The organism is Allobosea sp. NPDC003192 (assembly GCF_050275675.1).
Taxonomy (GTDB): Bacteria; Pseudomonadota; Alphaproteobacteria; order Rhizobiales; family Beijerinckiaceae; genus Allobosea.
The window spans coordinates 26,252-46,556 of sequence record NZ_JBNNPK010000031.1 but is presented as its reverse complement, the minus strand read 5'-3'; the positions used below and the strand labels follow the sequence as shown (position 1 = coordinate 46,556).

General features: G+C 68.1%; 19 protein-coding genes. 7 read left to right on the top strand and 12 right to left on the bottom strand.

Annotated elements, in window-relative coordinates:
• Positions 1–149: 149 nt before the first annotated feature.
• From ACQKLX_RS28235 to ACQKLX_RS28220, 4 genes are all read left to right on the top strand, one after another.
• Positions 150–1,142 carry an ABC transporter substrate-binding protein gene (locus ACQKLX_RS28235; protein WP_427364873.1) on the top strand — a complete coding sequence of 331 codons (993 nt, stop codon included), beginning with the start codon at positions 150–152 and terminating at the stop codon, positions 1,140–1,142.
• Positions 1,139–1,996, top strand: a complete 858-nt coding sequence (locus ACQKLX_RS28230) for an ABC transporter permease (RefSeq protein WP_427364872.1) — start codon at positions 1,139–1,141, stop codon at positions 1,994–1,996. Before ACQKLX_RS28235 ends, ACQKLX_RS28230 begins: the two co-directional genes overlap by 4 nt.
• An 87-nt stretch (positions 1,997–2,083) precedes the next feature.
• Positions 2,084–2,383 (top strand): putative quinol monooxygenase, encoded by a 300-nt coding sequence (locus ACQKLX_RS28225; protein ID WP_427364871.1) that lies wholly within the window; start codon positions 2,084–2,086, stop codon positions 2,381–2,383.
• A gap of 148 nt (positions 2,384–2,531) precedes the next feature.
• A complete protein-coding gene (locus ACQKLX_RS28220) occupies positions 2,532–3,803 on the top strand; it encodes a 3-phosphoshikimate 1-carboxyvinyltransferase (protein WP_427364870.1) in 1,272 nt (423 codons plus the stop codon).
• A 20-nt stretch (positions 3,804–3,823) separates the two neighbouring features.
• On the opposite strand, the gene ACQKLX_RS28215 is transcribed toward ACQKLX_RS28220, so the two are convergent.
• The 5 genes from ACQKLX_RS28215 to ACQKLX_RS28195 all read right to left on the bottom strand — a co-directional run bounded on the left by ACQKLX_RS28215 (position 3,824) and on the right by ACQKLX_RS28195 (position 10,860).
• On the bottom strand, positions 3,824–5,032 hold the full coding sequence (locus ACQKLX_RS28215; RefSeq protein ID WP_427364869.1) for a peptidoglycan-binding protein: 1,209 nt from the start codon (positions 5,030–5,032) through the stop codon (positions 3,824–3,826).
• Between the two features lie 64 nt (positions 5,033–5,096).
• Positions 5,097–6,587 (bottom strand): C40 family peptidase, encoded by a 1,491-nt coding sequence (locus ACQKLX_RS28210; RefSeq protein WP_427364868.1) that lies wholly within the window; start codon positions 6,585–6,587, stop codon positions 5,097–5,099.
• A 330-nt stretch (positions 6,588–6,917) separates the two neighbouring features.
• Complete coding sequence (locus tag ACQKLX_RS28205) at positions 6,918–8,066, bottom strand: iron-containing alcohol dehydrogenase (RefSeq protein WP_427364867.1); 1,149 nt, start codon at positions 8,064–8,066, stop codon at positions 6,918–6,920.
• A gap of 12 nt (positions 8,067–8,078) precedes the next feature.
• Positions 8,079–9,470, bottom strand: coding sequence for an aldehyde dehydrogenase family protein (locus ACQKLX_RS28200; RefSeq protein WP_427364866.1), 1,392 nt, complete (start codon positions 9,468–9,470; stop codon positions 8,079–8,081).
• A 16-nt stretch (positions 9,471–9,486) separates the two neighbouring features.
• On the bottom strand, positions 9,487–10,860 hold the full coding sequence (locus ACQKLX_RS28195) for a glutamine synthetase family protein (RefSeq protein WP_427364880.1): 1,374 nt from the start codon (positions 10,858–10,860) through the stop codon (positions 9,487–9,489).
• Positions 10,861–11,231: 371 nt separating this feature from the next.
• Between ACQKLX_RS28195 and ACQKLX_RS28190 the strand changes: the two genes are divergently transcribed.
• The gene (locus ACQKLX_RS28190; protein WP_427364865.1) at positions 11,232–11,939 is read left to right on the top strand and encodes a L,D-transpeptidase; all 708 of its coding nucleotides are present in this window, start codon (positions 11,232–11,234) and stop codon (positions 11,937–11,939) included.
• A gap of 17 nt (positions 11,940–11,956) precedes the next feature.
• Here the strand turns inward: ACQKLX_RS28190 and ACQKLX_RS28185 are convergent, their stop codons facing one another.
• From ACQKLX_RS28185 to ACQKLX_RS28155, 7 genes are read right to left on the bottom strand one after another with little or no spacing between them, the layout of a single operon-like run.
• A complete protein-coding gene (locus ACQKLX_RS28185) occupies positions 11,957–12,850 on the bottom strand; it encodes an SMP-30/gluconolactonase/LRE family protein (protein WP_427364864.1) in 894 nt (297 codons plus the stop codon).
• A gap of 37 nt (positions 12,851–12,887) precedes the next feature.
• Positions 12,888–13,880 (bottom strand): Bug family tripartite tricarboxylate transporter substrate binding protein, encoded by a 993-nt coding sequence (locus ACQKLX_RS28180; protein ID WP_427364863.1) that lies wholly within the window; start codon positions 13,878–13,880, stop codon positions 12,888–12,890.
• Positions 13,881–13,907: 27 nt separating this feature from the next.
• Positions 13,908–14,771, bottom strand: a complete 864-nt coding sequence (locus tag ACQKLX_RS28175) for a citryl-CoA lyase (protein ID WP_427364862.1) — start codon at positions 14,769–14,771, stop codon at positions 13,908–13,910.
• Positions 14,768–15,949: a CaiB/BaiF CoA transferase family protein gene (locus ACQKLX_RS28170; RefSeq protein WP_427364861.1), complete on the bottom strand. Its 1,182-nt coding sequence runs from the start codon at positions 15,947–15,949 to the stop codon at positions 14,768–14,770. Before ACQKLX_RS28170 ends, ACQKLX_RS28175 begins: the two co-directional genes overlap by 4 nt.
• Positions 15,950–15,964: 15 nt before the next feature.
• A complete protein-coding gene (locus ACQKLX_RS28165; protein WP_427364860.1) occupies positions 15,965–17,488 on the bottom strand; it encodes a tripartite tricarboxylate transporter permease in 1,524 nt (507 codons plus the stop codon).
• A gap of 1 nt (position 17,489) precedes the next feature.
• Positions 17,490–17,996 (bottom strand): tripartite tricarboxylate transporter TctB family protein, encoded by a 507-nt coding sequence (locus ACQKLX_RS28160; RefSeq protein ID WP_427364859.1) that lies wholly within the window; start codon positions 17,994–17,996, stop codon positions 17,490–17,492.
• A 48-nt stretch (positions 17,997–18,044) separates the two neighbouring features.
• Positions 18,045–19,025: a Bug family tripartite tricarboxylate transporter substrate binding protein gene (locus ACQKLX_RS28155; protein ID WP_427364858.1), complete on the bottom strand. Its 981-nt coding sequence runs from the start codon at positions 19,023–19,025 to the stop codon at positions 18,045–18,047.
• Between the two features lie 193 nt (positions 19,026–19,218).
• Between ACQKLX_RS28155 and ACQKLX_RS28150 the strand changes: the two genes are divergently transcribed.
• Entirely contained in the window at positions 19,219–19,995 is a 777-nt protein-coding gene (locus ACQKLX_RS28150; protein ID WP_427364857.1) for an IclR family transcriptional regulator, read from the top strand.
• A 70-nt stretch (positions 19,996–20,065) separates the two neighbouring features.
• A complete protein-coding gene (locus ACQKLX_RS28145; RefSeq protein ID WP_427364856.1) occupies positions 20,066–20,272 on the top strand; it encodes a hypothetical protein in 207 nt (68 codons plus the stop codon).
• The last annotated feature ends 33 nt before the right edge of the window (positions 20,273–20,305 follow it).

The following is a 20,305-nucleotide window of genomic DNA, read 5'->3' as shown; positions in this document are numbered from 1 at the left end:
CCGCCGTTCGCGCAGTGTCCATGATCTGCGAGCGGCGCTAAGCTTTTCGCCTGTCGCGGCGGAACATTTCGCCTGCTGTCGCGCTTCGTGGAGATGCCGGGTCGTCAGGTGCCATGATCGGGCACTGCCATCAGCGGGGGATCGTCATGATGAAAGCCGTTCTGCGAGGAGCCGCGCTGCTGCTCGGCCTCGGTCTCACCGCTCCCGGCTTCGCCTGCGAGCTGGACCGGCCGCTGAAGATGGCGGGGCTCGATTATGACTCCGCCGCCTTCCACGGCGCCGTCGCCAGCGCCATTGCCGAGAAGGGCTTCGGCTGCAAGGTCGAGCGCGTGCCGGGCGTGATCGCGCCGCTGGTCACCGGCCTCGGCCGCGGCGATGTCGACATCGTCATGGAGATCTGGCTGGCCAATCCGGTCGAGGCTTGGCTCAAGGAGTCGGCTGCCGGCAAGGTCGAGCCGCTGGGCACGACCTTCCCCGATGCGACCGAAGGCTGGTTCGTGCCGCGCTATCTGGTCTCCGGCGCCGACGCCAAGGCGCCCGAGCTGAAATCGGTGCAGGATCTCAAGCGCTACAAGGAGCTGTTCACCGACCCGGACGAGCCGGGCAAGGGGCGCTTCTACAATTGCGTCGCCGGCTGGGTCTGCGAGGGTATCAACAGCAAGAAGCTCGTCGCCTATGGGCTGTCCGGGGATTTCACCAATCTGCGCGGCGGCTCCGGCGAGGCGATCGTCGCTGCCATCGAATCCGCCCTGAAGCGCAAGCGGCCGGTCGTGTTCTATTATTGGGGGCCGAGCTGGCTGCTCGGCGCCTATGATCTGGTCAAGCTCGAGGAGCCGGCCTTCGACCAGGCGATCTGGGACGAGCTCAAGGCGAGCGATGCGCCCAAGCGCGCCAGCGCCTATCCGGTCAGCCGGGTCGTCATCGGCGCCAATGTCGAACTGGCGAAGAAGGCGCCGCAGCTCGCCGGCTTCTTCAGGAAGTACACCACGACGAGCGAGCTGACCTCGAAGATGCTGGCCGAAGCCCGCGAGAAGGGCGTCTCGCCCGAGCAGCAGGCGCTGGTCTTCCTGAAGACGCAGCCTGACGTCTGGAAGGCCTGGCTGCCGGCCGAGATCGCCAGCAAGGTCGCGTCCGGCCTGTGACACTCGATGGATTGCCGGATTTCGGCAAGGCTCTGCAGAAGCTGGTCAACCAGGGCGTCGATGCCGTCGTCACCGGCTATGGCAACGATCTCGACGGTTTCAGCAGGTCGCTGACCGCGCCGGTGCGCGGCGTCGAGGCTGCGCTGCTGCTCATCCCCGTGCCGGCCTTCGTCCTGGCGGTCGCTGCGAGTGCTTGGCTGGCGCGGCGCAGTGTCGGCTTTGCGCTCGCCATGGCGGTGCTGCCGCTGGTGCTCGCCGGCCTTGGCGTCTGGACCGAGGCGATGCAGACGCTGGCGCTCGTCATCGTCGCGGTGGTGCTGGTCGTGATTATCGGCCTGCCGCTTGGCATCGCAGCCGCACGCCTGCCGCGGCTGGGGCGGGTGCTCGCGCCGATCTACGACCTGATGCAGACCATTCCCAACTTCGTCTACCTGATCCCGGTGGCGATGCTGCTCGGGCTCGGGCGCGCGCCGGCGCTGCTCGCGACCCTGATCTACGCCCTGCCGCCCTTTGCTCGGCTGACCGAGCTCGGCCTGCGCGGCATCGATATCGGCATGGTCCACGCTGCCCGAGCGCTTGGGCTCGGGCCGTGGCAGACGCTCCGGCTCATCGAGTTGCCGCTGGCGCGTCCGGTGATCCTGCAGGGCCTCAACCAGGCGATCATGCTCTCGCTCGCCATGGTCGTCGTCGCCTCCATGATCGGCGCGAAGGGCTTGGGCGAGGTCGTACTGCTCGGCTTGCAGCGCGCTGATCCGGGCCTCGGCTTTGTCGGCGGGCTCGCGGTCGTGGCGCTGGCGATCCTGCTCGACCGCATGGCCCAGGCGATCCTCAGGCAGCGGCGGCCGCCGGAATGAGCTGCTGACGGATTCGGTCAGGGCGGTCGGTTGCGCCGCATCCGCCGCTTGGGCAGGGTGCCGCCCGACATCGATGGAGGGCCTGCCATGTACGGACTGATCGGGAAAATGCGGGCCAAGCCCGGCGAGCGCGAGGCACTGATCGGCTATATCCTCGGGAGCAGCGGCGAGATGCCGGGCTGCCTGAGCTACATCGTCGCCCGTGATCCCGACGATGCCGACGCGATCTGGGTGACCGAGGTCTGGGACAAGGAGGAGAGCCACAAGGCCTCGCTCGCTCTGCCGGCGGTGCAGGCGGCGATAGCCAAGGCCAGGCCGATCATCGCCGGCTTCGACAGCCACGTCGTCACGCAGCCGGTTGGCGGGTTTGGGTTGGCGAAGGGCTGAACTATTCCCGTCATGGTCGGGCTTGGTGTTCAAGACGCGAATGCTCGCCACAAGGGCGAGCATGACGGCTTGCGTTCGCAATGACGGTATGCCTTTCGCTCCCGGGGCCTAGCGTCTAAGACCCTCGCGACCGAGCCGCGAGCCTGCCATGACCCAATCCGCCCTGAGCAAACTCACCATCCTGCCGACGACGGCGGCCCTGACCGGCCGGGTGATGCCGCCCGGCTCGAAGTCGATCACCAACCGGGCGCTGCTGGTCGCGGCGCTGGCGAAGGGCACCAGCCGGCTCAGCGGCGCCCTGAAGAGCGACGACACCCGCTATATGGCGCAGGCGTTGCGCGACATGGGCGTCGCGATCGAAGAGCCCGACGCGACCAGCTTCATCGTCACCAGCGATGGCCGGCTCAAGGCGCCGGCCAAGCCGCTTTTCCTCGGCAATGCCGGTACCGCGACCCGCTTCCTGACTGCGGCGGCAGCGCTGGTCGACGGCACGGTCGTCGTCGACGGCGACGAGCACATGCGCAAGCGGCCGATCCTGCCGCTGGTCGAGGCGCTCACCCGGCTCGGCGTTGCGATCAACGCGCCGAGCGGCTGCCCGCCGGTGATCATCCAGGGGCAGGGCGGTTTCGAGGGCGGGCTGGTCGAAGTCGATGGCGGGCTCTCCAGTCAGTACGTCTCGGCCCTGCTCATGGCCGGCGCCTGCGCACGCAATCCGGTCGATGTTGTATTGACCGGCCAGGAGATCGGCGCGCGTGGCTATGTCGACCTGACGCTGGCGACGATGCGCGCCTTCGGCGCCGAGGTCTCCGAGCCGGCGAGCGGCGGCTGGCGGATCGCGCCGACTGGCTATGTCGCGACCGACTACCTGATCGAGCCGGACGCCTCTGCCGCGACCTATCTCTGGGCGGCGGAGGTGCTGACCGGCGGCGCGATCGATCTCGGCGTGCCGGCGTCCGCCTTCACCCAGCCTGACGCCAAGGCACATGAGCTGATCGCCGCATTCCCGAACCTTCCGGCTGAGATCGACGGCTCGCAGATGCAGGACGCGGTGCCGACGCTCGCCCTGCTCGCCGCCTTCAACCGGACGCCGGTGCGCTTCACCGGCATCGCCAATCTGCGCGTCAAGGAATGCGACCGTGTCGCGGCGCTGTCGCAGGGCCTGTCGCGGATCAGGCCGGGGCTCGGCGTGGAGGAGGGCGACGATCTGCTGGTTGCCTCCGATCCGGCGCTGGCCGGCCAGACGTTGGCGGCCGAGATCGACACCTTCGCCGATCACCGCATCGCCATGAGCTTCGCGCTGGCGGGCTTGAAGATCGGCGGCGTCACCATCCTCGATCCCGCCTGCGTAGCGAAGACCTATCCCGACTACTGGCGTGCGCTCGGCTCGCTCGGCGTGCGCTTCGAAGGCGAGGTTCCGTAACGGCCTTCACCGGCTGCCGATCAGCGGTGGAGGTCCTTGATATTGGCTCCGCTGCGATGGTCCGCGACGCGTCGCTCGGCGACGGCATCGGCCGAACGCCAGAGATAGGCGGCTGCGCCGGCAAGGCCGAGCCAGATGCCGGCGCCGCCCGGGCTGATCACGCCGAGAGCCAGGCGGATCAGCGGGTCGATGACGGCAGGGCCCGTCGCCGCGCCGGGGCTCGTCCCGAGCATCTCGGGGAGCTTGGCCAGCAGCTTCGGCAGCACCTCCATCTGGCTCTCGCCGAGACCGAGTGCCGCCAGTATGCCGCTGCCGATCGCGACGCGCTTCGAGCGATCGGTCTCGCCGATGGTGACCGAGCCAAGCTCGCGAAGCGTCTGCTGGGTGGCGGTGATCCGCTCGACCGGCAGCGCTCGTGGCGCCGCGGCCGTCAGCGTCGGCCACTGGGCGGCATCGAATACGCCGGTGGGAAGCAGGCCCGCATCCTTCTGGAAGGCCAGCAACGCCTGTTCCGTCAGCGGCCCGAACTCGCCATCGAGCGGGCCGGGGGGATAGCCCTTCTGCGCCAGCGCCTCCTGCAGCGCCAGGACAGCGGCGCCCTGGGGGCCACCACGGAACAGGGCGCCGGTCGAGATCGGACCGGTCATCGCCGCGCCGGTGCTGGCGACCGCCTGCGAAGCGGCGCGGATCGCAGCCAGGAACTGGCGGCCATAGGCCGCGATCTGGTTGGCGCGATCGGTGCCGTTGACGATGCGCCGCGCATTGAACCAGTCCTCGACGCCCGGTCCGAAATAATCGCCGAGCTTCTTGCCGGTGAACCAGCCTCCGCTCATGCCGCTGAACATGATCGCCGCCGCGAGCCCGGGATCCAATGCGAGATCGGGCTGGTTGACGAAATCGCGGCCGAACAGTTGCGTCGCCTTGGCGTAATTGTTCTTCCAGGTGAGCTGGACATAGCCGCGACCGTAATAGGTCTGGCCGGACTGGGGATCGGGGCTGCCATAGCTGCGGCCGCGGCCACGCCCGAATTCGCGGATCGGCTGCATGGTGAAGGCCGTCTCGTGATAGGCCGTCGCCAGCATATAGGCGAGCCAGCGCGGATCGCCGGTCGGCATGCGCTGTTCCCACTCGTCGAGGATGGCGCGCAGGCCCCGTTCCTGGCTCGTCTGCAGGCGTCCGCCGAACGGCGCCCGGCGCGCTTCGGCCAGAAAAATGCTGCGATCCAGCATGACGAAGTCTCCTCCGGACGCGGCAGGCGGGGGCATCGTGGAACGGATGACCGGTGGCGGCTGCTCACCGGCCCAGATTGGCGGCGTTACGGTAGTCCTGCAGGCGATACTCGTTGATCTGGCCGCCGCTGCGATAGGCGAGCAAGCCGCCCAGCGCGACCAGCAGCCAGGTCGCGGAACCCTGGCCGCCGATCAGCGCCGGGATCAGGTCAAGCAGCGGGCCGACGAGGCCGGGCGAGGGCGCAGTGCCCGCCGGACCCGGCACCATCGAAATCGGCTTCGCCAGCGGCGTCAGCTTGTCCATCAGATCGAATGTGAGCTTCGGGATCTGGGTCGCGGCGGCAGGCAGGTCCCTGCCCAGCAGAGCGCGGACCTCGTTCTGCAACTCGAAGAGCCTGGTCGGGGCCAGGTTGGCGTCGCCGGTCTGCAGCGGCAGGACGGTTTTCTGGACGAGGGCGACGAGCTTCTCCGATGTCAGGTTCAGGACATTGGGTGCGATGTTGTTCACACCCTTCAATCCCTCCTGGAGCGTGGCCTCGACCTCTCGCTGCAATCTGATCGCGTTGTCGACGAACTGGGACGGAGAGGCGACGCCGGTGGCGACCTTCAGCCCGCCGACCATGCGTTCGACGATGTCGGTCTGCCTGTCGGTGAAGCCGAGCGCACCGAGCAGGCCGGTCCCGATGCCCACTTTCCGCAGCCAGTCGGCCGTGGCGACGGTTCGCGAGCCGGTTTCGCGCAGCTTGTCGAGATCCGCGCCATTGCGTTGCGGCCCGAGCGGCCTGGCCGTGGCCGTCGAGAGCTTCGCCCATTCCGCGCTGCCGACCTGACCTGTCGCGGGCAGGCCATTCTCGGCCTGGAAGGCCAGGACGGCAGCGAAGGTCAGCGGCCCGAAGATGCCGTCGGTCGCGCCCAAATGGTAGTTCAGCTTCGTGAGTTGGGTCTGGAGCGCCTCGACATTGGCGCCGCGCGCGCCCATCCCGATCATGGCGTCGGCGGGCATGGGCTCGGGTTCGGGCCAGTCCAGCGGATCGAAGCTGTCCGGCAAGCCGCCGGAGAGATGGAGTGGCGCCTGATCGGGCGCGATGTCGAGGATCGTCGGCAGGGAGGTGGAGCTGGGCAGCGGCGCGGTCTTGACCGGCCAGCGGATGGCGACGATGTCGCCCGCCGCGTAGTTCTGCTCCTTTGCGGCATCGTCCTGATTGCCGCCGAGGAGACGGACGCGGCCGTTCGCCATGGAGACGAAGAAGCCGACATGCCCCGACGCACCCGCCGTCTGCGGCTTCAGCACGATGACGCAGCCCGGGGTGGGCGTGGACAGCTTTTCCCCGAAGGTCTTGTAGCTGGAGGCGAGCAGACTGCTGGTCGGCGCATAGCCCGATAATTCGAGGCAGGCTCCGACGAAGGCGGCGCACCAGGGCACATCGTCGCTACGGGCCGTCCCGGTGACGAGGCGGTACATTTCGCTGATGCGCGGATCGCTGGCAGCGCCAGGAACCTCGGCAAGGCGCTCGGCTACGAAATATTCGGCGACCGCCATCCAGGGAGTGTTCATGGCAATCTCTCGCATTACGCAAGGGCATAGCGAGGAAGAATTGATCATGCCGTTGGGGAATACAAGTAAAATTACGTGTATGTTTCGCCTGTGGGTTGTGGCGCGACGGGCGTGCGATCATCATTGCGAGTTGCGCCCGCCTTACACGCATCGTTGCCGGTATCGCGTCGACGGCAGCCCGGAAAGACACACATGCCTCGTCCCTCGTGCCTGCTGCTCCTTCAGCAACAGCATGGTTCTGGCGGCGCGTGAAGCGCTCGTTACAGAACCCTGGGTCGAGGTCGACAGGCCTGAGAGCCATCCTCGCCACGCCGGCTATCGCGTCCGGCGTCACCCCGTAGCTTCCCGGAACAAGGCATCGGCCGCCGCCTCGGTGAGGGGGACTGGATTGCCGCCAGCGGTCGGATCGACGATCGCCATCTTCGCCAGCCTGCCATAGTCGAGCCCGCTTACGCCGAAGGCTGCGAGCGTATCCGGCACGCCGAGATCGCGGCGCAAGGCAATGATCCAGTCGAAGAAGGAGTCGAAGCTCGGCTCCAGCCCGAGATAGGCGGCGAGCCTTGCGATCTTTTCCTCGATCGCCGGACGGTTGAAGGCGAGGACATAGGGCATGAACACGGCGTTGGTCATGCCGTGATGGGTGTGGTGCACCGAGCCGATCGGGTGCGACAGCGCGTGGATAGCGCCGAGCCCCTTCTGGAAGGCGGTCGCGCCCATGGCGGCGGCGGCCATCATCTGGGCCCGCGCTTCGATATCGGCGCCGTCGGCGACCGCGCGGGGCAGGAAGACCTTGCAGAGCCGGATGCCTTCGACCGCGATCCCGTCCGCCAGGGGGTGGAAGCCCGGCGCGCAATAGGCTTCGAGGCAATGCGCCAGCGCATCCATGCCGGCGCCGACCGTGACCTTGGCCGGCAGCCCGACGGTAAGCTCGGGATCGCAGATCACGATCTGCGGCATCATCCTGGGGTGGAAGATCACCTTCTTGGTCTGCGTCGTCTCGTCGGTGATGACGCCGGCGCGACCGACCTCGGAGCCGGTGCCGGCCGTGGTCGGGACGGCGATGATCGGAGCGATGCCGGCCGGGTCGGCCCGCGTCCACCAGTCGCCGATATCCTCGAAATCCCACATCGGCCGGCTTTGCCCGGCCATGAAGGCGACGACCTTGCCGCAATCCAGCGCCGAGCCGCCGCCGAAGGCGATGACGCCGTCGCTGTCGCTGTCCCGGAACACCTTCAGCCCGTCCTCGACATTCGCGGCGACCGGATTGGCCCGGACGCGGTCGAACAACGTGACCTTCAGCCCTGCGGCGTTGAGGAGCGCCATGGCGTCTTTGATCATCGGCAAGCCGGACAGGCCGGAATCGGTGACGAGCAGCGGACGCTCGATGCCGGCGGCGGCGCAGGCCTGAGCGAGCTCGCCGATGCGCCCGGGGCCGAAGCGGACCGCGGTGGGATAATTCCAGTTGGCCTTCAGCGTCACGGGTCGCCTCGTTCAGAATGCAGTGCGGAGATGGAAGGATTTCGGACGGGTCAGCGTCTCGTAGCCGATGCGGGAGAGGCTCGCGCCGCGGCCGGTATCCTTGACGCCGGTCCAGGCCAAGGCTGGGTCGAGATAGTCGCAGCGGTTCATGAAGACCGTGCCGGTCTCGATCTCGGCGCCGAGGCGCGCGGCTGCGGCCGGATCTTGCGTCCAGAGCGAGGCGGTCAGCCCATAGGGGCTGTCGTTCATCAGCGCGACGGCTTCAGCATCGTCGGCGATCGCCATGATGCCGACGGTCGGCGCGAAGCTTTCCTCGCGCATCAGGCCCATCTGGTGATTCACGTCGACCACGACCTGCGGCGCCATATAGGGCGTGCCCGAGCGATCGCGCGGGAACAGGCCGGGGTCGACCAGCGCTTTGGCGCCGGCGCGTACGGCCTCCGCGACCTGGCCTCGGGCGAACGCGGCAGCCTCCGCCTTCACCATCGGGCCCAAGGTCGTGGCTTCGTCGAGCGGGTCGCCGAGGACATAGCTCTTCGTCAATTCGACGAAGCCCTCGACGAATTTCGGGTAGAGGTCGCGATGGACATAGATGCGCTCGATGCCGCAGCAGGACTGGCCGGAGTTGAAGAAGGCGCCGTCGACGAGGTTCTCGACCGTCTGCGCGAGGTCGGCATCGGCCCGGACATAGGCGGGGTCCTTGCCGCCAAGCTCGAGCCCGAGGCCGACGAACGTGCCGCTCGCCGCCGCCTCCATCGCCTTGCCGCCGGCGACCGAGCCGGTGAAGTTGACTTGGTCGACATGGCGGCCGGCAATGATCCGGCCGGTTTGCGCATGGCTGAGCCCGAGGTTCTGGAACAGCCCGGCCGGGAGCCCGGCGGCGGCAGCAGCCTTCTGGAAGCGCTCGCCGACGAGCAGCGTCTGGGCGGCGTGCTTGAGGATGACGGCATTGCCCGCCATCAGCGCCGGTACGACCGTGTTGACCGCGGTGAGGTAAGGGTAGTTCCAGGGCGCGACGACCATGACCACGCCGAGCGGCTCGCGCGCGATCCAGCGCTCGAACTTGTCCTTGGGCTCGGGCCGCAATGGCGCGAGCGCGCTCTCGGCGATCCCGATCATATGGCGGGCGCGCTCCTCGAAGCCGCGCAACTCGCCGGCGCCGTAACGCACCGGCCGGCCCATCTGCCAGGCGAGCTCGGGAACGATCTCGTCCTTCATCGCCAGCATCGCATCGACGAAGGCGGAGCAAAATTCGGCGCGGCGGGCGATGTCGAGCCGGCGCCAAGCGCGCTGGGCGTCGCGGGCCGCTGCCAGCGCCGCTGTGATCGCGGCTTCGCTCGCGACCTCCCTCTCGGCATAGACACGCCCATCCACGGGCGACACGCAGCGCAATACGTCAGTCATTGTCGGGCTATCCGTCTCAGTAGCGTTCGAAGCCGCGCTTCAGTTCCCAGTCGGTGATGCGGCGGTCGTATTCGAGCTGCTCCCAGCGTGCGGTGTGGACGTAGTGGTCGACCACGTGATCGCCCAGAGCAGCCCGCAGCATCGCTGAGCCGTTGAGGGTTTCCGTCGCCTCGCGCAGGGTGTTCGGAATCTGGCGCAATTCCGCCCCGCCATAGGCGTCGCCGACGAAGGCCGGCTCCAGCTCCAGCTTCTGCTCGATGCCGGAGAGGCCGGCGGCGATCAGCGCGGCAAAGGCGAGATAGGGGTTGAGGTCGGAGCCGCCGATCCGGCACTCGATGCGGATGGCCTTGCTGCCGGCGCCGCAGAGGCGGAAGCCCGCGGTGCGGTTATCGTCGCTCCAGACGGCGCGCGTCGGCGCGAAGGTGCCGACCTGCTGGAAGCGCTTGTAGGAGTTGATGTAGGGCGCGAGGAAATAGGTGATCTCGCGCGCATGGGCGAGCTGTCCGGCCACGTACTGGCGCATCAGCTCCGACATGCCGCGCTCGCCATTCGGGTCGGCGAAGAGCGATCTCTCTCCCTGCGCGTCCCAGAGCGAGGCGTGGACATGGCTGGAGGAGCCGGCAAGGTCGTAGCGCCATTTCGACATGAAGGTGACGGCCTTGCCCTGGGCATGGGCGATCTCCTTGATGCCGTTCTTGATCACGACATGGCGGTCGGCCATGTCGAGCGCGTCGGCATAGCGGACATTGATCTCGGCCTGGCCCGGCCCCCATTCGCCCTTGGAGTTCTCGACCGGTATGCCGCTGTCGTGCAGCCCGTTGCGGATCGCCCGCATCACCGGCTCTTCCTTGGTGGTCTGGAAGATGTGGTAGTCCTCGATGTAGTAGCCGGCCGTTTTCGGCTCGCGATAGCCCTTGGCGTGGATCGCCTCATAGCTCTCGTCGAACAGATAGAATTCGAGCTCCGTGGCGAAATAGGCCTTCATGCCCATGGCCTGCAGGCGGGCTAGCTGCTTCTTCAGCAAGCCGCGCGGCGCGTGCGGCACGTCCTCATGGCTGTGATGGTCGAGCACATCGGCGATGACCAGCGCCGTGCCGGGCAACCAGGAGATCCGCCGCAGCGTCGCCATGTCCGGCTTCAGGACGAAATCGCCATAGCCCTTCGACCAGTTGGCGGCGGCGTAACCGGGCACCGGTTCCATATCGATGTCGTTTGCCAGCAAATAATTGCAGGCATGGGTTTCGTCATGGGCGGTCGCGACGAAATGCTCGGCATGGAAGCGCTTGCCGATCAATTGCCCGGCCATGTCGACCATGGCGATGATCACGGTATCGATCTCCCCGGCCGCCACCGCGGTCTTCAGGGCCTCGAAGGAGAAGGCTTCAGGCATGGACATCCCTGAGGGCTCAAGTGGCTGATCGACGAGTGTCGAGCGAGCAAGAGAATGCCAGTTGGCCTAGTCTTGCAACTGCCCCGCCAAGCACTTGGACCGGCGCGAGAGCAGATTCGCGACCGGGAGCAGAAGGACCGACAAACCCATCCCCATTGTTGCGGCGCCGGTGATGCCGGGCTGTCGAAGCCGGCTCATAGCAACAGGGCTACGTGGCCGTTGCCGGTTCTGGTATATGGTGCGGCTTGCAGCGAAGGCCCGAGCTTGCCAGGCGAGCCCTGTGACGGCAATCTCCGCCCAGCCAAGACGTTCAGCAGATGTATGCCGGAGCCATCACTCGTCGGGCAGCAGGACATGGGAAGTCCAGGAACATGATCATCGACGACAGCAATGCCGATGCCCGCAAGAAGCACGAGATCGCCCTGCTCGGGCGCCCGGCGGGCCTTCTCAACCGCCGCTCCTTTCTGGCCGGCTCGGCCGCCGGTCTGGGCGCGCTCGCGCTCGGCGGTTGCACCACTGACGGCATGAGCCTCGCCGAGGCGCAGAAGCTCTACGGCCCGGTGCCGGAGGAGAAGTTCCCGATCCCGGCGATCGACGTCACCCATGTCGATCCGAAATATTTCCGCAAGACGGTCGCCTACAACACCAAGGAAGCAGCGGGCACGATCATCGTCGATCCCGGCAATTACTATGTCTACCGCGTCGAAGGGGACGGGAGCGCGACACGCTACGGCGCCAATGTCGGCCGCGACGGCTTCCGCTGGAATGGCGACGCCTATGTCGGGCGCAAGTCCGAATGGGCGACCTGGACGCCGCCCAAGGAGATGATCAAGCGCCAGCCCGAGGCGGCCAAATACGCCCGCGGCATGCCCGGCGGTCTCGACAATCCGCTCGGCGCGCGCACGCTCCATCTCTATCAGAACGGCGCCTACACGCTCTACACGATCTACGCCTCGCTCGACGCGGAATCGATCGGAAACGGCATCACCAGCGGCTGCATCGGCCTGCTCACGCAGGATATGATCCACCTGTACAACAATACGCCGGTCAAGACGAAGGTGGTCGTGCTGCCGGCATAGCGATCTGAGGGCCGCCGCTAGGTTTGCGGGAGGCGCGCCCTGAGGACCTGTCCGGTCTCGGATTCGGTCAGCAGCAGAGTCTTATCATCGGGCAGGAGCACCGCATTCGTCACCGTCCGCCCGGCGCAGGAGAGCACGCGGTAGAGCGGCACGCCGAGCGGCGATAGGATCCAGGCGCAGCCATGGCCGGGATCGCAGACGATCAGGCGGCCCTGGCCATCGACGACTAGCCCGTCAGGTCCGGACAGACCGCCGGGTAGTTGGGCGAAGACCTGGGTCTTGCCGGCCTGGGCGTTGGGGTCGAGCGGCACCCGCCAGATCTGGGCGGCGCGGGTCAGCGCCAGGAAGGCGTGGGTTCCCTCCCGCGAAACGGCGACGCCGTTCGGGCTCGCTGCGTTGCCGATGATCCGGTCGAGCCGGCCATCCGGCCAGAGCCGGTACAGCCGGCCGCTGGGGTCCTGCATGCCGGTCTGGCCCTGGTCGGTGAACAGGATCGAGCCATCGGGCAGGAGCTGGAGGTCGTTCAGTCCCTTGAAGCCTTCGCTGTTGACCGCCCCGAGGATGGTCTCGACCGCGCCGCTCACGGGATCGATCGAGAGCAGGCCGCGGCGGTAATCGGCCACGATCAGCCGCCCGTGCGGCGCGACCTTCATGCCGTTCGGCCAGCCGTCATAGGTGACGACCAGACGCCATTGCCCGGCCGGGTCGATCGCGAAGATCCGCCCGAACGGGATATCGACGACATGGAGCGTGCCGTCGGGACCCAGGCACGGCCCCTCCAGGAAGGAATCGATCGCTTGCCCGCCCTTGTTGGCGATGCTCCAGGCGCTCGCGCGCCGATCCCGGAACGCCTCGGGCAGACTGGTAAAGACCTCCGTCTCGATCGGCTGCGGCGGTGCGAACCAGCTCATCGGTCAACTCCCTGGAAATCGGCGAGGCATCAGAGAGCTATTGCACCTGCGCCGCGCGGACGACATCGCCCCAGCTCTTGAGTTCGCTCGCGATGAACCGGGTGAAATCATCGGGCGAGCCCGGCTGCAGGAAGCCGCCCTGCTCGGTGATGCGCTTGGCGACGGCGGGGTTGCGCGTCGCCTGGACGGCGAGCTCGTTGAGCCGGGCGACGATCGGCTCGGGAGTCCCGGCCGGGGCGAGCAGGCCGAACCATTGCGAGGAGACGAAGTCCTTGACGCCGGCCTCGATCAGGGTCGGCACCTGCGCCGCGATCGGCAGGCGCTCGGCCCCCGTTGTCGCGATCAGCCTGAGCTGCCCGCCCTCGATGAAGGAGAGCGCGGTCGGCGCGGCCGTGAACAGCATCTGGATCTGCCCGGCGACGACGTCCTGGAGTGCGGCGGCGGCGCCGCGATAGGGCACATGCTGCAGGCTCGCGCCGGTCTTCAGCCGGAACTGCTCGCCCTGGAGATGCGGGACGGTGCCGACGCCGCCCGAGCCGAAATTCAGCTTGCCGGGGTTGCCCTTGGCATAGGCGATCAGTTCGGCGACGGTCTTGGCCGGTACGCTCGGATGCACGACGAGGACCGAGGGGAAGGTCGCGATCAGGCAGACCGGCCTGAACATCCTGAGGGGATCGATCCCGGCCGCTGGCGTCAGCGTCGGCGTCACCGCCATGGTGGAATCGCCGAGCAGCACCGTGTAGCCGTCGGGCTTGGCCGCCGCGACGTCCTTCATGCCGATGCCGCCCGCCGCGCCGGTCTTGTTCTCGACGAAGAAGCGATGGCCGCCAGTCTGCTCGCCCATCGCCTCGGCGATAAGCCTCCCGACGAAATCGGTGGTGCCGCCAGCAGCGTAGGGCACCACCATCCGGATATTGGCCGACGGATAGGTCTGTGCCAGCGCCGGGCCGGACAGCCGGCCGAGCCCGAGCGAGGCGGCGGAAGCCCCGAGCGAAACGTACAGGAACGAGCGGCGATCGAGATGCGTCATGATTGTCTCCCCCGAGATCGATCTTGGCTATTGGTCTGATGGTGATGATTGCGCGGCTTGCGCTTCGGGCAGCCGGCGCTCCGGCGCGCCGCGATAGGCCCAGAGCCATTCGCGCGGCAGCGGCCCCTTGTTGCGGTCGGGCTGCTGCAACTGCTCCCAGGCATGAGCGAGGATGCCGACCGAGCGCGAGAGCACGAACAGGCCGCGCGTCAGCGGCGGCGGGAAGCCGAGCTCGCCATAGATGACGGCAGTGGCGCCATCGATGTTGAGCGGGATGCGCTTGCCCTTGGCTCGCGCAACGGCGGCCTCGACCGCCTCGGCGATATCCGCAAACCGTCCTCCCACGGTGCCCGCACGGGCCGCTTCGCGCACCAGCGCCAGCAGTCGCGGCGCGCGCGGGTCGAGCGGGTGGAAGCGGTGGCCGAGGCCCGGCACATAGCCGCTCTCGGCGAAGAATCGAGTGACGCGGTCCTCGACAGCCTCTTCGAGCGATTGGCCCGCATCCATCGCTGCGGCGATGTCGCCGAAAAATTCCACCGCCTGCTCGCCGGCGCCGCCATGAACATCGCCGAGCACGTTGATGGCCGAGGCCATGGCGCTGTTGATGCCGACGCCGCAGGTGGCGGCCATGCGGGCGATCGCGATCGAGGGCGCCTGCGGGCCGTGATCGACCGCCGCTCCGAGCGCCGCGCCGAGCAGCTCGGCCTGGGCTTCGCTCGGCAGTTCGCCACGCAGCATCAGCCAGATCATCGCCGGGAAGCTGATCCGGCCGATCAGGTCCTCGATCGGGTACCCGCGCAGGCGGATCAGGCCGGGCCGCATCTCGATGATCCCGGTCGACCACCACTCCTCGCCGCGCTCGCGGCCCTGCTTGCGCTCGCCCTCGCTCATGCCTGCCTCCTCGTGCCGCGCTGCCGGCGCGCTTCCGCCAGGATTTCTTCGCTGTGCTCGCCCAGCTTGGGCGGCGGCTGCGTCGGCCGAGGCGCTTCGCCGTCGACCAGGAAGCCGCCGCGGATCACCGTCAGCGGGCCGGTTCCCGCGCCGGTCTCGAAGCGGGTGGTCATGTTGCGGGAGGTCACCTGCGTCTCCTGCAGGACCTGGGGGATCGTCAGGACACGCCCGGCCGGCACGCCGGCCCGGTTGAGGCGATCCTCCCAGTCCGCGGCCGGCGCCGCGGCGAGCGCCGCCTCGATCAGCCCCTTCAGCTCGCTGCGATGGCGCTTGCGGGCCTCGCGCTCGCTGAAGCGCGCATCGCCCGCGAGCTCGGGCCGCCCGATGACGCCGCAGAGCGTGACGAACTGTTCCTGCTTGTTGGCGGCGATGTTGAGCAGCCCTTCGCCGGTCTCAAAGGCGCCGGAGGGGGCCGCCGTCATGTTCTCGTTGCCCATCGCCTTCGGCTCGACGCCGGCCGTCAGATAGTTCGACACCGGCCAGCCGAGGGCGCTGAGCGTGCATTCGAGCATGGAGACGTCGAGGAAGGCGCCTTCGCCGGTGCTGGCGCGGCGCAGCAGCGCGGAGACCACCGCGAAGGCGCCGAACAGGCCGCCGAGCGTGTCGCAGACGGGGTAGCCGACCCGCAAGGGGGCGGTCTCGGGCGTGCCGGTAATGCTCATCACCCCGGAAAGGCCCTGGATGATCTGGTCATAGGCGGGGTTGTCCCGCATCGGCCCGGTCTGGCCGAAGCCTGAGATGGCGCAATAGACCAGGCCCGGCCGGATGGAGCGCAGGCTCTCGTAGCCGAGCCCGAGGCGATCCATCACGCCCGGCCGGAAGTTCTCGACGAGCGCGTCGGCCGTGGCGAGGAGATCGCGGAACTGTGCCCGGCCGTCCTCGCTCTTGAGGTCGACGACGACGGAGCGCTTGCCGGCGTTCTGGGCCAGGAAGGAGGCACCCATCGCTGCCTTGTTGAGTTCCGGCGAGCCGCCGAGCTGGCGGGCGAGGTCGCCGCCATTGGGCGCCTCGACCTTGATCACGTCGGCCCCGAGCAGAGCGAGCTGATAGCCGCAGTAGGGGCCGGCCAGCACATTGGTGAGATCGAGGATACGCAGGCCTTGAAGGAGTTGGGTCATCTTCTGTCTCGCTTGTCAGGCGTCGCCGGGGACATGCTCGGGACGCGGCCCGCGCCAGGCCTGGATCAGCTGGTAGAGGCGCGGGCCGAACAGCGCCGCGAAGGCGAGCGCCAGCAGCGCAGCGGAGAGCGGCTGGGTGAACAGCACCGTCCAGTCGCCGCCCGAGATCGTCATCGCCCGGCGGAATTCGGTCTCGGCCATCGGCCCGAGGATCATCCCGATCACGACCGGCGCAGTCGGGAAGTCGAAGCGGCGCATCAGGAAGCCGACGCCGCCGAGGACGTAGAGCAGGATGAGGTCGATCGGCGATTGCGAGATGCCGTAGGTGCCGACCGTCGCGAAGACCAGGATGCCGGCATAGAGCAGCGGCGCCGGGATCTTCAGGATGCGGACCCAGAGCCCGACCAGCGGCAGGTTGAGGACGACGAGCAGGACATTGGCGACGTAGAGGCTGGCGATCAGGCCCCAGACCAGCGCCGGCTGGGTGTCGAGCAGCAGCGGGCCGGGCTGGATGCCGTAGCTCTGGAAGGCCGAGAGCATGATCGCGGCGGTCGCCGAGGTCGGCAGGCCGAGCGTCAGCATCGGCACGAGGACGCCGGCGGCGGAGGCGTTGTTGGCGGCTTCGGGGCCGGCGACGCCCTCGATGGCGCCGACCGTGCCGAACTCCTCCGGCTTCTTCGACAGCCGCCTCTCCAGGACATAGGACAGGAAGGTCGGGATTTCCGCCCCGCCGGCCGGCATGGCCCCGATCGGGAAGCCGATCGCGGTGCCGCGCAGCCAGGGCTTCCAGGAGCGCGACCATTCCTCGCGGGTCATGTAGAGCGAGCCGCGCAGGGGCACGATCTCGTCCTTGCCGGCATGGCGGCGGGCGGCGACGTAGAGCGTCTCGCCGACCGCGAACAGGCCGACTGCGACGACGATGACATTGGTGCCGTCCAGCAGTTCGGTCAGGCCGAAGGTGAAGCGCGGCTGCCCGGTCTGCAGGTCGATGCCGATCATGCCGAGATAGAAGCCGAGGAACAGGCTGGCGAGGCCGCGGACGGCGGAGGAGCCGAGCACGGCAGAGACCGTGACGAAGGCGAGCACCATCAGCGAAAAATATTCGGCCGGGCCGAACAGCAGGGCCAGGCTGACAACGACCGGCGCCAGGAAGGTGACGCCCATGGTGCCGATCGTGCCGGCGACGAAGGAGCCGATCGCCGAGGTCGCGAGCGCCGCGCCGGCCCGGCCGGAGCGAGCCATCTTGTTGCCTTCGAGGGCAGTGACGATCGTCGCGCTCTCGCCCGGCGTGTTGAGCAGGATCGAGGTGGTCGAGCCGCCATACATCGCGCCGTAATAGATGCCGGCGAAGAGGATGAAGGCCGCCTCCGGGGCAACCTGGAAGGTGATCGGCAGCAGCAGCGCGATGGTCAGCGCCGGTCCTAGGCCCGGCAGCACGCCGATGGCGGTGCCGAGCGTGGTGCCGACGAGGCACCAGAGCAGGTTGTTCGGCGAGAAGGCGACCGCAAAGCCGTGTCCGAGCTGGGCGAGCGTGTCCATCTCAGCCCCCCAGCAGGTTTTCGATGAGGCCGGCGCCGATATTGACGCCGAGTGCCCTGGCGAAGCCGAAATAGGCGGCGAGCGCGAGGACGAGCCCGATCACTGCATCCCGCAGCGGCCGCCGGCTGCCGAAGCCATGGGCGACGAGCACGAACATCACTATTGAGGCGGCCGAGAAGCCGAGCGGGCCAATCAGCGCGACATTGGCGACGAGCCCCGCGGCGACGAAGGCGACCGCCTTCCAGTCGAGCTCGACCTCCTTCTCATCGGCCGGCTGCCAGCCGCCACGGGCCGCCTGCACCAGGAGCAGGACAGCGAAGACCGCAAGGCCCGCGCTGGTGATGTAGGGGAAGACCCGCGGGCCGACCTGGGCATACATCGGCGAGACCGGGATCGAGAGCGTCTGCCAGAGGGTGAGCCCGGAAAAGAGCAGCAGCCCGAGCCCGATCAGGGCTTCTGCCGGGGCAAGGCGCGCGTGCGGGGGCTGCCGCGAATAAGCGTCAGTCATCACGGATGTCCTTGAGTGAGATTGTCGGGGAGGTGGGCCCCGGCGCGATCAGGCGGCCAGGCCGAGATCTCTGAGGATCGCCTCGATGCGCGCCGTCTCTTCCTGGAGGAAGCCGGCATAGGCTTCGCCGGTGAGCAGGATCGGGGTCCAGTCGCGCTTCCTGACCTCGTCGAGCCAGGCCGGGCTGCCGGCCATCTTCTCGATCAGCGTGATCATCGCCGCCCGCTGGTCGGCGCTGACGTTCGGCGGGGCGAAGACGCCGCGCCAGTTGAAGAGCTCGACGTCGATGCCCTGTTCCTTCAGCGTCGGCGCATCGATGCCGGGCTGGCGCTTGTCGGCCGAGATGGCGAGCAGGCGCAGCTTGCCGGCCTTCACCTGCTCCGAGAACTCGCCATAGCCGGAGATGCCGGCCGCGACCTGGTTGCCGAGCAGCGACGCCACCGCCTGGCCGCCGCCGGCATAGGGGACATAGGCGAGCTTGGCCGGCGCGACGCCGACCGACTTCGCCATCAGCCCGAGCAGGATGTGGTCGGAGCCGCCGGCCGAGCCGCCGCAGACCGGGACCTTGGCCGGATCGGCCTTGAGTGCCGCGACGAAATCCTTCGCCGTCCTGAACGGCGAGCTTGCCGGCACGACGAGAGCAAGGAACTCGCCAGTCAGGCGGGCGATCGGCGTGGTCTGGGAGAGCTTCACCGGCGCCTTGTTGGCGATGATGGCGCCGACCATGACCATGCCGGAGACCATCAGGGCATTGGGCCGGCCCTTCCACTGATTGGTGAACTGCGGCAGGCCGACCGTGCCGCCGGCGCCGCCGACATTGGTGATCTGGGCCCCGGAGATCAGCTTCTCCGTCCGGAGCACCTGCTCCATCGTGCGGGCGGTCTGATCCCAGCCGCCGCCGGGCGCGGCCGGCACGAACATCTGGAGCTGGGTGGGGCTCTGCGCGAGCGCGGCACCGATCGACCATTGCGCTTGGACGGCAGCTCCGGCGGCGAACGAGCCCAGCAGGGCATGACGGCGAGTCAGCATCGGTTTCCTCCATGGCTCGATGCCGCGTTGCCGGCATCTTCGAGGTTCGGGCCGGCGAGCTGATCGCTCGTTCTCATCGTGCGGCCTGACCGAGTGCGCTTTTGCCAGCGCATGGTCGTTCTGTCAATCAGAATATTATTCTGTCTAACAGAACGATCTGGACGAGGCCCGCTCGATCCGATATCGATCCGGCATGGCGAGGATGGTCGACGTGGCGGGCAAGGCGAAACAGGACGGAACGGCGGCCCTGCCGGCATCGTCGGACGGGGTCGCGGCCCTCGACCGTGCCATCGCGATCCTCAATGCCTTCACGCCGCAGGACCGGACGCTGTCGCTGGCCGAGATCGCGGCTAGGACGGGGCTCTACAAGAGCACGATCATGCGGTTGGCAGGCTCATTGATCCGCGGGCACCTGCTCGAACGCCTGCCCGACGGCCTCTACCGGATCGGCTCGGGAGCGTTTCGGCTCGGCGCGATCTATCAGCGCTCGGTCGCTGCCGCCGACATCCTGCTGCCGATCATGCGCGACCTCGCCGAGGAGAGCGGCGAGAGCGTGGCGTTCTACGCCCCTGCGGGGAATCTGCGGACCTGCCTCTACCGCATCGAGTCCAGGCACCCCATCCGCTATCATGTCCGTGAGGGCGACGTGCTGCCCCTGCATCTGGGCTCCGGCGGGCGAGTGTTGGCTGCATTTGCCGGCGAGTCGGGCGAGCCCTATGAGACGATCCGGCGGAGCTATCACTATGTCTCGCTCGGTGATCGCGATCCGGACACGGCCGGCCTGTCGGCACCGGTGTTCGGCCCTGGCGCCACCCTGGTCGGCGCGATCACGCTCGCAGGGCCGCGGATGCGGATCGACGAGGTCTTCATCGGACGGATGAGGCAGCCTCTGCTGGCCGCGGCAGCGCGTGCGACGCGCGCTTTCGGCGGAGAAGCCGCCGCCCTGGAGCGCGCCGCCGCCCGGGCCTGAGGCCAGCGCCGTCGCCGACCATACCCAGGTCGACGATGTCATTTCGGTCCAGACCGCGCTAGACCTCGTGATGCTGCACGACGCCGGCTACCGCCTGAGCGAACGCATCCTGCACGCGCAGTTCGGTGTTTCAGGCCATGACACGACGGCCGCGCCGCACTGCGAGGCTCGCTGCTTCGCGGCCTTCGGGCGGCGCGCATTTTTTGTCGGGGACAAGCCTCGAAACGCTCTTGAACAAAACAGGAACATCGTTGATAGTGCCGGCATGGCCCGCTAGGGTCCGGCTCCGGTCGTCCGGCCGGATTTGTGG